The following is a 12114-nucleotide window of genomic DNA, read 5'->3' as shown; positions in this document are numbered from 1 at the left end:
TCTTCTTTGTTGTTGCATCTATGAATAATACATATTTCCTACAAGAGGAAGCTGGCTTGCCGATGACTTCTATTTTTAATCCAAATCCAGGTTGTCCCATGCTTCGGCTTCTTTAATTTTGTTTAGAATCACTTCGTACAGAAGCTCTGCTGAATCTGCGGATACAATTTCACCGTTAACCATCGCATAAGGCTCAGCGTTACACTGACCGCAATTGCTTAGGCAGCCGTATTCAATCACATCATAATCTGGATTCTGTTCCAGTTTAGCCATAATCTCATCGGTACCAAAATGCATGTTACTGGTGCAAAATTCAATAATAGGTCTTAACATTTTTTTCACCTGCTTTGGATGACGGGCATTTTAATTTGGCCCGCTTTGTAATATAATAAACAAGGTATAGGAAAGGAGTTGAATTCTAATGAGCGAAGCACAAAGCGTTCAGATGTATGATGAAGTAGCAGACGTACTGGATAAGCTCCGTCCGTTCCTGCAACGCGATGGCGGTGACGTTGAGCTGGTTGACGTTGAAGATGGTATCGTTAAGCTGAAGCTGGTAGGCGCTTGCGGCAGTTGCCCAAGTTCTACAATTACGCTGAAGGCAGGGATTGAACGCGCTCTTCTCGAAGAAGTCGAAGGCGTCCAAGAAGTGGTACAAGTATTCTAATGCTTGATGCATAATGATCAGAGAGTCTTGACTTCGGTAACGAAGCTCAAGACTCTTTTTTGTGTTACAACGTCTAAAGGATCTCTCGATCTTATATGGTTGGCCGAATGGGGTCCAATCCTCCGGACACATCCATAATATTACCCGTTATAAAATCCGAATGCTCCTCACACAAATAGGCGATCACTCGCGCAATGTCCTCTCCGCTTCCTGGACGCCCACGCGGTGTCTCTGTATCCTGCATGCCGATGACATCGGCAATCGACTTTTCCTTGTTCGCTCCTCGGATATCCCCGGGACAGATCATATTGACCGTGATGCCATAGGGAGCTTCCTCTACAGCCAGTGACTTCGTAAAAGACACCAGCCCCACCTTAGCAGCTGCGTAGACGGCGCGATGCGGCCAAGCCCTTGCTTCTCCAGCATGACCAAAGCCAAAATGAATAATACGTCCCCATTGCTGGCTACGCATGTGCGGCAATACCAAATGATCCAGCAACATGGTACCGACCAGATTCCCCTGTATCATGGCATGAATCTCAGCCACACTGTAATCCGCAAACAGACGGCGTTCCCGGATGAACGGTCCAGCATTATTCACCATAATATCGACTCCGCCCAGCCAATCCTGCACTTCACCGATCAGCCTGGTGATATCTTCCTGAACCGAGATATCTGCTTGTAAAGACAGGCAGCGTACTCCCTTAGACTCAATTACCCGCTTAAGTGCTTCGGCTTCAGCCTGGCTATGGACATAATTCAGGGCAATGTCACAACCTTCATCAGCCAGACGCAGAGCGGTCATTTTACCTAAACCTTTGGCACTACCCGTTATGAGTGCGACTTTGTCTCTCAACAGTTTTCCTCCTCTTCACAGAGAACGGTCACCCCCAAGTATAAAATATTTAAGCAATCCCTACAACTCCAGCCAAGAAGAAACCCCAGTCCTCTTGTTTAAGAGAAGCTGGGGTTTACGTTCAGCGCATTCTTAGTTTCTGCTTAAAATGCAGGGATAATTGCGCCTTGATATTTGTCTTCAATGAATTTTTTAGTTTCTGGAGATTGCAAAGCTTTAAGCAGTTTTTGGATCGCTTCGGAATCTTTATTATCAGGACGTGCTACCAGTACGTTAGCATATGGTGAATCTTTGTCTTCCAGTGCCAATGCATCCTTGGTCGGATTCAGCTTGGCTTCCAAAGCGTAGTTCGTGTTGATCAACGCAATATCCACTTCAGGCAACTGACGTGGCAGCATAGCTGCTTCCAAAGTTTTAAATTCCAGATTTTTCTTGTTTTCAGTAATATCTTTTACGGTAGCTTCAATGTTGCTTGCGTCCTTCAGCTTGATCAGACCTTGTTTCTCCAACAGCAACAATGCACGGCCTCCATTGGTCGCATCGTTCGGAATCGCTACTGTTGCACCGTCTGGAAGTTCATCAAGCTTTTTATATTTTTGAGAGTAGATACCGAATGGTTCCAGATGAACCGCGCCAACAGAAACCAGATCCATTTTACGCTCTTTATTCATCACATTCAGGTAAGGTACATGTTGATAAAAGTTAGCATCCAGTTGCTTGTCAAACAATTGTACGTTCGGCTGTACATAGTCGTTAAACTGAACGACTTGAAGACGAACCCCTTCTTTTTCCAACTGAGGCTTGATCGCTTCCAAAATTTCCGCATGTGGCACAGGAGAAGCTCCAACTTTCAGCTCGACTTCACGCGGTGACCCGCCTGTATTTTCGGCCGCATTGTTTGTATCCGATGTTGTGCTCTTTGTACCGCAAGCAGCCAGTACCGCAATTAATGTCAAGCTCAATACAGCCAATACCCATTTCTTCATGTTGTTACCCCTCCAATAATTTGTAATATTCAGGATCAGACGTCCTGATCAATAAGGATATCTATATGTTTTCCCTATTTTCGAGTATAATGCCGCACGAGGCGATCTCCTGCCATTTGCAGCAGTTGTACCAATACGACCATTAGCACGACCGCAACAATCATTACAGCCGTTTCGTAACGATAATAGCCGTAGTTGATAGCCAGCGTCCCCAGTCCACCGCCTCCGATCATACCGGACATTGCCGTGTAAGATACGAGTGTAACGACGGTAATGGTTAATGCGGCGAGCAGGCCGGGCAGTGCTTCGCGTAACAGCACACGCTGGATAATTTGTCCTGTCGAAGCCCCCATCGCTTGTGCAGCTTCAATGACACCCTTGTCCACTTCACGTAGTGACGTTTCGACAAGACGTGCGAAGAAAGGAGCAGCCCCGATAACCAATGGCGGAATGGTTCCCAGCACCCCGGTCGAGGTACCTACCAACGATCGTGTAAAAGGAATAAGTGCGACGATCAAGATGATAAATGGTACGGAACGCAAAATGTTCACGATGAAGGATAATACAATGTATATCACCTTCATCAAAGTCAACGAGGAGCGGCTCGCCAGAAACAACAATATACCGAGCGGCAATCCAATAACGAGGGTGAACAATGCAGATGCCCCGAGCATCTGAAGGGTTTCCAGCGTAGAATTCCCTAGCTCTTCCCAACTCACTTGCGAAAAATCAAGTTCGCTCATTGTCCGATCACCTCCACATCAAGTCCTTGCCCAGACACTTCGCGCAGCGTATTCTCTATATCTTCATGGTTTCCTTCAAAACGAACGATCAGCTGTCCATACGGTACGTTTTTAATCGTAGAGATGGTGCCCTGCAAGATCGCAAAATCAACACCTGTACTTCGAGCCGTACGCGACAGAATCGCATCATAAGTTTTACTGCCCAAGAAGGAGATACGTACTACCTGCGCCGATTCCCCGCTACCTGCGGCTGCAATCGCTGCTTGTAATTCCTCAGGATGTTCTGCCTCCCGCTGGATAAAATCCTTAGTTACCTGGTGCTGTGGCTTCAAAAACACTTCCGCCACCGGACCTTGCTCCACGATATCGCCCTCATGAATGACGCCAACTCGATCACATATACTTTGAATGACATGCATCTCATGAGTAATCAATACGATGGTCAAATTAAAGCGCTGGTTAATATCCAACAGCAATTTCAGGATAGACCCTGTCGTCTGCGGATCAAGCGCAGACGTCGCTTCGTCACACAGCAGCACATGCGGATCACTAGCCAGTGCCCGTGCAATCCCTACCCGCTGCTTCTGTCCACCTGAGAGCTGTGACGGATATTTTCCACTGTGTTCTTTCAGTCCCACCAATTCCAGCAGCTCGCGAACTTTCTTGTCTAGCTCCTGCTTTGGGGTATTTACCAGCCGCAATGGAAATGCAATGTTGTCATACACTGTCGCCGAAGACAACAAATTAAAATGTTGAAAAATCATTCCGATTTTTCGGCGTTGCTTCTGTAACTGGGCTTGACTCACAGTCACAAGGTTAACCCCATCTACCCATACTTCGCCTGAAGTAGGGCGTTCCAATAAATTAATACAGCGGATCAACGTACTTTTGCCCGCCCCGGAATGACCAATCACCCCGAATATTTCTCCACGCTTTATAGAAAGGTTCAACCCGGACAACGCATTAACGCGTCGGTTACCTTTACCATAATGCTTGGTTAATTGCTTAAGCTCTATCAACGTGCTGCGACCTCCTTCACTTCTTTCTTACCCTGTTAACCAGTTGTCATCTCTCGGGATTGTATAAAATCACTAATTATTTATACAAAAAAGAGCCCCTTTCACAGAATGAAAAGGGCCCCACCTTGCGAACCTTTTCTCATCTGCCAAAATCGCTATAACTCTAGCGGTTTTGTAGGAATTAGCACCATATGTTCCCTCCCGGTGCATTACACCGGGAAAGAACGGGTTGCCGGGCTTCATCGGGCCAGTCCCTCCACCTCTCTGGATAAGAAAAATATGTTAAACTCCAGCTTTAGCTGTCCGTTAAGTTTATATAAAAAAAATAATTCAAGCATTTTTCTGAAACTAGGTTTCAGTATAGATAGTTTACATTGCTTTGTCAAAGGATATTTTCTGTCATAATTATGGGCGCACTGCCCGGTTCTCCCATTGTTTCGCAGTATAAGAAAATGCGTTTGATAGCGACCGGCATACCATTTCCAAGCCCTGCTGCAAATCTTCCAGATGGTGATCAAGGTCCTCCAGTTGGATTTTTCCATATAAAGCACGGTGACGTTGCCAGAGATCATCCTGCATTTCCGTGTTCATATAGTGTATTTCCGTATTTCGACGCTTACGCAGGCGATTGATGGCATCGTTGTATGTGTCCTTGATATCATTCAAATTATCAGTCAATACAGGATGCATTTTGAGATATTTGAGCTGTCTCAATACAGTAAAATAAGAATAATGTGCCTTATACTGCCCTGTTTTTAAATCATACAAATCATTCATCCAGTTACCAAGCTTATCCAAAATAGAGAATACCCGCACAAACCCATCCTTATAAAAGAAAACATACAAAGCATAATCGGATTTTTCATCCTTGCTCATATCTTCAGCGTATCCGGCTTTCACTTTCATACGGAAAAAGGCGGCAGCATGATGGCTCTGCTCCAGTTCATCCAAAGACGACATCAGACCACGTGTTAAAATATCCGCCTTCCGAAAGTCATGGGTAGGATCACCACTGGCCTGGATTTGCCGTTCCAGCAAATGTAACATGTCTGACATGCTATTCATGGCATCCAGCAGGACGCCATGATTTTCACGTGGGGGCTCGCCCAACAGCTTGCGTATCATGCTTCACGCCTCCTTCATATCTGTAAAATCCGGCTGTTAGATGCTTGAATTGGCGTCAAGCGAAATAACTCGTCCACCGTTGATCTACAAGCTTAACTATATCCTCACGCGGTAGCACCTCATCAGGGTAGCCTGGCTTCATACGTGCATCCACTACAATCGGCAGCTTATAGTTCAGGTGATGCAAACGTACTTCGCTGTCGGCGTACATATCTGTAGCCGGGTTAAAGCGTGTGAATACCGTCCACAGGAACGAGGCTTGGGAGCGAACAACTTCTTTGGCATCGTCCACGATAAAGACAAGCGGCCACTCTTGCTCACCCGCAGCTAATCGCTCCAATACACGCGCAGCGAGTTCAGGCTCCTGCTCAAAGGACGAGCCGGATATAACGAGGCAACCTCCGCAATAGGGTTCGATTTCACGAATTCCCGGCAGATCGCCGCCTTCATAAACGCGAGGCAATTCACGCACAGGCTCGCCTACCCCCATCAGAATCGCCTTGCTGCCGTGATTCAGCTTGCGGCCCGTGTAATCGAGTGTATCGTGAGACGTATGGTTAAAAATAAACAGATCTCTGGCTGGATTAAATCGCTCCAAAATGGTTTCTAGCAACAGGTTAAAGTCGGATAAATCGATCACCCGATCCGTCAGCATCAGGAATTTGGTCAACGACAATTGACCTTGACCCAGAATGGTAAAGCCGGATACCAGCGCTTCACGGGAGTAGCTTTCACGTACGACTGCCGCTGCCAGCGCATGTACACCTGTTTCTGCATATGCCCATAACGACTTGACAGAAGGCATCACAAGCGGATAGGCGGGCGACAACAGACGTTGCAAAAATTCGCCGAGATAGTAGTCTTCCTGCCGTGGCTTACCTACAATGGTTGCCGGATAAATGGCATCTTTGCGGTGATGCATATGTTTGACATGAAACACAGGAAAATCATGTTGTAATGAGTAATAGCCAAAATGATCGCCAAACGGCCCTTCCGGGCGACGTTCATGAGGCGGCACATAGCCGCTGATCGCAAACTCGGCTTCTGCCGGAATGCGATGGCCTCCAAGCGGGTCTTCTGTCATGGGCAGCTTGCCCCCCATAATCAGAGAAGCCAGCAACAGCTCTGGCAAGTTTTCCGGGGCAGGAGCAATGGCAGACGCAATCAGAGCAGGCGGGCCACCGATGATGATCGTCGTAGGCAACGGCTCATTACGCAGCTCTGCCTCATGATAATGGAAGCCGCCGCCTTTATGGATTTGCCAATGAATCCCTGTCGTCTGATCATCATAAATCTGGATGCGATACATCCCCAAATTATGGTCCTTAGACTGACCTGGCTTTTCGGTATACACGAGCGGAAGCGTAATGAACGGTCCTCCATCCTCGTGCCAACTGGTTACTCTAGGCAGCGGAGCCAGCGGAGCATCCGTACGGCGAACGCCCAATACAGGAGCTTCGTTATGAGATACTGTTTTTAGTCCTACTTTTAGCATGTCCTTAATCAGGCCACGTTCATTCCACAACGCTTTGGGTGTAGGTGGAAGCAGCGTCTTGGTCGCACCTACAATTGCATCCATCAGTTGCTCTGGACGAGGGCCAAAAGCCATGTCCACACGGCGATTCGTGCCGAACAAATTACTGGCTACAGGAAACGGGGTTCCTTTGACATTGGTAAACAGCAGTGCCGGACCCTCTTCCTCAATGACTCTTCGGTGGATTTCAGCCAGCTCCAAATAAGGATCGACAGGTGCTTCTATAATTTTAAGATCATTTTCTTTTCGCAGCGCTTCAATAAATTGGCGCAAATTCTGGTAGATCAACTGGATGATTCCTCCTAAGCAAATCAAGCCCTCGAGAAACTCGTGGGCCTGGTTTGTTTCTTATGATGTTATTATACGTGTTCCAACGCCTCTTGGGCAAAAATACGTTTCATTATGATCTACGAAATGCTTAGGTACGCTGTGCTTGGATCGGAACAAGCTTGCGGTCCGGTGACAATTGCCATACACGATAGCTCAGATAAGCCAAAACGGAGAACAACGATGCAATCACCAGCATATGTCCCAGCACGATAAACATGTAAATTTCAGGTCTGTTGACGTACAGCAAGATAATGCCAATCACTACTTGAAGAATGATCAATACGACCGATACGACACCCAGTGTACGAATATCCCGGTGATTCGGGTGATAACGGTACGAGTAGTGACCCACAGCCAAAATAATGACGAACAGCAGTCCAGCTGAAATCTGATGAAGCAGCAGTGGAGATATGAAGCCCCCAATATTTACAACCTTCTGGATGACCGAATGACTAAGCAACGCTCCTGAATAAACAGCAATATAGGTATAGATCGTTGATAGCCATATAAAGTTACGATAGCCGCGACTGACACGCCCAGGAATCAGACGTGGAGTGTAGCGTGAATCCGCATGCTCCTGCCAGGCTCCCAGCGTCATCATAGTCGCACTGGCAAAAGCGATAAGCGCAAAGCCAAAATGCAGTCCCATGACTGCAGCCGATTGGGAGAAGATGACAGCCAACGCCCCCATCGCACCTTGTATGATAACAAACAATAGCGTAAGCAACGAGAATAGCTGTAAATCCTTCCGATGCTTCATAAACAGCAAAAAGCCGACAAACGAGGCGATAGAAAGAATTCCGGCCATGGCACTGACGGAGCGATGAGAGAACTCAATAAGGGACGCGATGGTATGTGCCGGAACCAGCTTACCATTACAAAGCGGGAATTCTCGTCCACAGCCGAGACCCGAATCCGTTCGCGTCACGACACCTCCACCGAAGGTAGCCAAAAACATGACAATACATGTTACGAGTGCCAGCCATTTTAATATTCTGATTTTGTTATTCAATGAATTCACCCGTATCCTTCCAAATATAATATTTATTCACTTTAGATGTTGTGAAATGATCACTTAAAGTAATTATAACTGATATATCGTTCCTTGACATACGAGCTTTGTTGACAAAATGTGAACGTGTCCGTAAGAAAGCCGCCTCCTTCGGAAGGAAGCGGCTTTCTGTATATCATGATGATTAGGTTTCCCTTCGGAGCCCTCATACATCCGTTATCATTTATTTTGCCAAGTTAGCATGGACTTCTACAGCCCGGTCCAAAAACTGCTCGATTTCCTCTCGGGATTTACGCAGCCTGTTCACCAGACGTACCAGTTCTCGCCCTTCACTGTAAGCGATAAAGCTGGGAATCCCTAGAACATTTTGCTCTTGACTGACACTTTCGGCCTGCTCTACATCAATTTCAATTAATGTAAGCTTGTCTGCATATTGTTGTTCCACATCAGGCATGAACGGATCAATAAAATGACAATCCCCGCACCAGTCCGCCTTAAACACAGCTACCGTTACACCTGAAGTGGATATTGCCTTATTAAAGTCTTCATGAGAGACGATTTTTTGCATACATACTTCCTCCTTGAACTTCTTTTATGCAGGAAATCCTGTAATTTCTATTGTAACGCCAAGTGAAGCTTTTGCACACTCCCCTATTATGCTCACATGCCGATTGGAAGCCCTCTCATTGAGGCATACTAAAGATATACTTAAGAATCCACATAAGCGACGACATTCTAACAGCATACCCAACATACTTAGTGGAATACGGGGATGCCTGCATTTGAAAGGAGGTTATTTAAACATGTCTCTCACCGAATGGCTCCATGTGGCATCTCGACAGCTTCAGGGGGGGCTCAAGTTACTGGGTTCCGTTCCGCGTGTTGCGGAGGAGGCATGGGAGGGCAAACGTGCGGCTTGGACCGAATCCCGTAAATTACGCTATCCCTTGCGTGATCTGCCGTGGGATTATCATTCGGCACAAGCCGCCATGAATGAAGCTGAAGCATTAATGCTGGTGAATGGACCCGCTACGCGTCCCTCTTCTCTTAATATGCCCTTATGCGAAACAGACTGTGAGCTGCTGGAGCGGATCAAGAACGATACAGCACAGGAGAATCGCAGCAACATCACGCGCACTGCCGCTTACCTTGAATGCTATCGTGGCTACCCGGAATTACACTGGGCATTACTGGCCCATCTGGTTTCTCGTAATGGCGGCTATAATATGACTGATCTGAAAGGAGAGCTCATTGGCGACCTGTTTGGCGAACAGGAAAAGGAGTGGCTGTATCGACTACTTGAGCGCTGTAACGCCCTTATTTTTCAGGACGCTTATCCACAGTTGCAGCTTTACATGCACAGCCGTCATTTGGGACGAAGTTGCTTCCATTTGTTACCTTATTTTCACGTTTCGCCATTCATGAAGCCCTTTTGGGAACGTTTCTGGGCTTGGCGGGATAGTTCTCTTTTGACGGTGGCGCTCATTATTAATGAACAAAACTATATTGAAGGACGTGTCGTGAAAGATCCGTATTTTCAAAAATTTGTGACACACAAGCCGGGCTTTTATTTGCATGACTGGCTTCAGCTCAATCAAGTTATATTTCCGCTTGGGCTAAACGGTGGCCTTGCCGGACTTGTCATGGAGCGTTTCGGCCATCTGGACGAGCGGATCGGCTTTGGCAAAAGTCTCTACGCTATGTTATTTGGCCATCAGCAGGTACTGGATCAGGCATCCGCATTTGCTGCCAGTGTGCCGCATACCGGTTCTCGCAGCGACTATTGGCCGGGACTGTTCACTCCAAATGAACAAAAAGCGCTGCGCTCTCCAGAAGAGAGTGCAACGCTTTTAGCACATGAATGGCTCCCGCCAAGTCAACGTCTGTACAGCCCGGAACTGAACGCCGTTTGGTCAGATACAGCCTATGATCCGATTCCCCGTTATGACTGGTTTCAGGACGGTTCTACACTTGGGCATATCAGTGAACCAAGACGGCCTCTGTTATTTGCTATGCGCCATGAGCATCGCTACGGCATACAAAAAACAGCAATGGCCCGTGATGCTCATAACAGCTTTAGGTCCTTTCATTGAACAGAGGAAGGATTCTTTTAGCTTCGTTGTCCAGTGGACTCACGCTGTAGGCGCATTAACGGACGCAATACCTTCTGCAACATACGCGGATAGTTGCCCAGCTCGTCCCTGCGCAATACGCGCAATACAACCAGCAATACCAAGTAGCATACCAGTACAACCGCTCCGGCAATACAGCACGCGATCAAGAAGGCTACACGCGCAGGCATCAGGTGTACCAGCAAAATGCAGGCTTCATTTACTCCGTACCCGATAGCTCCCGAGACTACGACAGCGGTTAGGAAGCCTGCCCAGCGACGGCCCATGATTGAGAAGGAAACAATACCTTTCAGCACACGCAAATTCAGCAACGTAATGACGAGAAAACATAATCCGGTTGCGGCAATAATTCCGTAAATTCCAAGCCAACCAGCCAGCAGCCAGCTCGCTGCCAACTTCACGACGATACCAACCATCACATTGACCATTGAAATACGCGGCTTGCCCATACCGATCAATATCGAATTAGAAGTCATCATCGTAATCTGGAAGATCGTTCCGAGTGTCAAAACAGCGATAATTCCGCTGCCTCCAAGCGAGCTGAACAACAGACCATTAATAGAATATGCAGTTACACATAAAGCCAACACAATCGGCATTCCGGTCAAAATAGAGATACGCAAGGCAAGCGTCATCTGATTTTGTAAATGCTGTTCATCCTTACGGGCAAAAGCCGCCGAAATGATCGGAATGAGCGATTGACTGAGTGCAATGGCCAAAATTGGAGGAATACCTGCCACACTCTGTGCCCTAGAGCCTAGATAACCCAACTGAGTAGTCGCCTGATCCAATCCCACTTGTCCAGACAGCAGTCTAACTACAATCGACGTATCAATAAAATTAACCGCCGGAACCGTCAGAGACGACAATACGATGGGAATAGAGAGCTTAAAAATATCTTTGTAAATCCGCATCATCGGTAACGCGGAGCTTTCCTCTTGGAATTGCTCTTGACGATCTTGGCGATCCTGACGACGCAGTTTCACCGTGTAATACAACATGACCGCCAGAGCGCCGAGGCTTCCCATGACACCCCCAAAGGAGGCACCCGCCGCAACCTCACGATCTCCATAGCCAAGCTTCAAAATAATAAAGGCGAGCAGAATTGCGGTTGCTACCCGTGCGACCTGCTCCACAATTTGTGAAATACCGCCTGCGGTCATATTACCACGTCCTTGGAAGTATCCACGCATCATGGCAATAGCAGGAAACAACAGCAAAGCGGGTGCCAAAGCCTGAATAGCCAAAGCAGACTGCGGAACCCCTGCTACATGCTCGGCAAAATAAGGCGCACCAAAATACAGCAGCGCCGTAATGATAACACCGGCCACGGCCGCGAATATCAAAGCCGCACGATACACACGTCGCGCTTCCGCAGGCCGATCCAGTGCGTAGCGTTCCGAAACCATTTTGCTCAGTGTGCTGGGAATGCCGGCCGTAGCGACCGTGAGCAGCATCAAATAAGCGTTGTTCGCAATGGTAAACGAGGCGTTCCCGACGGAGCCTAGCAAATGCTCCAATGGAACGCGCTGTACCAGACCAAGCACTCTGGCCACCAAGGCGGCAGCGGCTAAAATAAGCGTACCTTTAAGGAATGTTTCTTTATTGGACAAAATGCGTTCCCTTCTTTCTTGCTGTTCACATGCATGCAAAAGCTCCGCAAAAAACAGTCATGGCCTGAGCCATCACCGGTGCGGAGCCGCATGTCGA

The 12114-nt window shown here is 47.5% G+C and carries 12 protein-coding genes and 1 riboswitch; of the genes, 2 read left to right on the top strand and 10 right to left on the bottom strand.

Annotated elements, in window-relative coordinates; genetic code table 11:
• Positions 1 to 75 precede the first annotated feature (75 nt).
• Positions 76 to 333 (bottom strand): YuzB family protein, encoded by a 258-nt coding sequence (locus G7035_RS13420; RefSeq protein ID WP_013372909.1) that lies wholly within the window; start codon positions 331 to 333, stop codon positions 76 to 78.
• 88 nt (positions 334 to 421) lie between these two features.
• Between G7035_RS13420 and G7035_RS13415 the strand changes: the two genes are divergently transcribed.
• A complete protein-coding gene (locus G7035_RS13415) occupies positions 422 to 667 on the top strand; it encodes a NifU family protein (protein ID WP_013372910.1) in 246 nt (81 codons plus the stop codon).
• A 91-nt stretch (positions 668 to 758) separates the two neighbouring features.
• Here the strand turns inward: G7035_RS13415 and G7035_RS13410 are convergent, their stop codons facing one another.
• The 8 genes from G7035_RS13410 to G7035_RS13375 all read right to left on the bottom strand — a co-directional run bounded on the left by G7035_RS13410 (position 759) and on the right by G7035_RS13375 (position 8840).
• Positions 759 to 1523 carry an SDR family oxidoreductase gene (locus tag G7035_RS13410; protein ID WP_019688529.1) on the bottom strand — a complete coding sequence of 255 codons (765 nt, stop codon included), beginning with the start codon at positions 1521 to 1523 and terminating at the stop codon, positions 759 to 761.
• 143 nt (positions 1524 to 1666) lie between these two features.
• Entirely contained in the window at positions 1667 to 2509 is an 843-nt protein-coding gene (locus G7035_RS13405; RefSeq protein WP_017427284.1) for a MetQ/NlpA family ABC transporter substrate-binding protein, read from the bottom strand.
• Between the two features lie 74 nt (positions 2510 to 2583).
• A complete protein-coding gene (locus G7035_RS13400; protein WP_019688530.1) occupies positions 2584 to 3252 on the bottom strand; it encodes a methionine ABC transporter permease in 669 nt (222 codons plus the stop codon).
• Positions 3249 to 4271: a methionine ABC transporter ATP-binding protein gene (locus G7035_RS13395; protein WP_019688531.1), complete on the bottom strand. Its 1023-nt coding sequence runs from the start codon at positions 4269 to 4271 to the stop codon at positions 3249 to 3251. Before G7035_RS13395 ends, G7035_RS13400 begins: the two co-directional genes overlap by 4 nt.
• A gap of 136 nt (positions 4272 to 4407) precedes the next feature.
• Positions 4408 to 4546: riboswitch (SAM riboswitch) on the bottom strand.
• Between the two features lie 130 nt (positions 4547 to 4676).
• On the bottom strand, positions 4677 to 5396 hold the full coding sequence (locus G7035_RS13390; RefSeq protein WP_019688533.1) for a Cthe_2314 family HEPN domain-containing protein: 720 nt from the start codon (positions 5394 to 5396) through the stop codon (positions 4677 to 4679).
• 55 nt (positions 5397 to 5451) lie between these two features.
• Positions 5452 to 7218, bottom strand: a complete 1767-nt coding sequence (locus G7035_RS13385; RefSeq protein WP_017427280.1) for a UbiD family decarboxylase — start codon at positions 7216 to 7218, stop codon at positions 5452 to 5454.
• 130 nt (positions 7219 to 7348) lie between these two features.
• A complete protein-coding gene (locus G7035_RS13380) occupies positions 7349 to 8281 on the bottom strand; it encodes a COX15/CtaA family protein (RefSeq protein WP_019688534.1) in 933 nt (310 codons plus the stop codon).
• 214 nt (positions 8282 to 8495) lie between these two features.
• Complete coding sequence (locus tag G7035_RS13375) at positions 8496 to 8840, bottom strand: thioredoxin family protein (RefSeq protein ID WP_016820001.1); 345 nt, start codon at positions 8838 to 8840, stop codon at positions 8496 to 8498.
• A gap of 235 nt (positions 8841 to 9075) precedes the next feature.
• On the opposite strand from G7035_RS13375, the gene G7035_RS13370 reads away from it, so the two are divergent.
• Positions 9076 to 10365, top strand: a complete 1290-nt coding sequence (locus G7035_RS13370) for a DUF2515 family protein (protein ID WP_019688535.1) — start codon at positions 9076 to 9078, stop codon at positions 10363 to 10365.
• 17 nt (positions 10366 to 10382) lie between these two features.
• Here G7035_RS13370 and G7035_RS13365 read toward each other — a convergent pair whose 3' ends face one another.
• Positions 10383 to 12017 carry a putative polysaccharide biosynthesis protein gene (locus tag G7035_RS13365; protein WP_019688536.1) on the bottom strand — a complete coding sequence of 545 codons (1635 nt, stop codon included), beginning with the start codon at positions 12015 to 12017 and terminating at the stop codon, positions 10383 to 10385.
• Positions 12018 to 12114: the final 97 nt, after the last annotated feature.

Origin of the sequence: Paenibacillus polymyxa (assembly GCF_015710975.1) — a bacterium.
GTDB lineage: Bacteria > Bacillota > Bacilli > Paenibacillales > Paenibacillaceae > Paenibacillus > Paenibacillus polymyxa.
The sequence above is the reverse complement of the archived record's forward strand: the minus strand, read 5'-3'. Positions and strand labels throughout refer to the sequence as shown.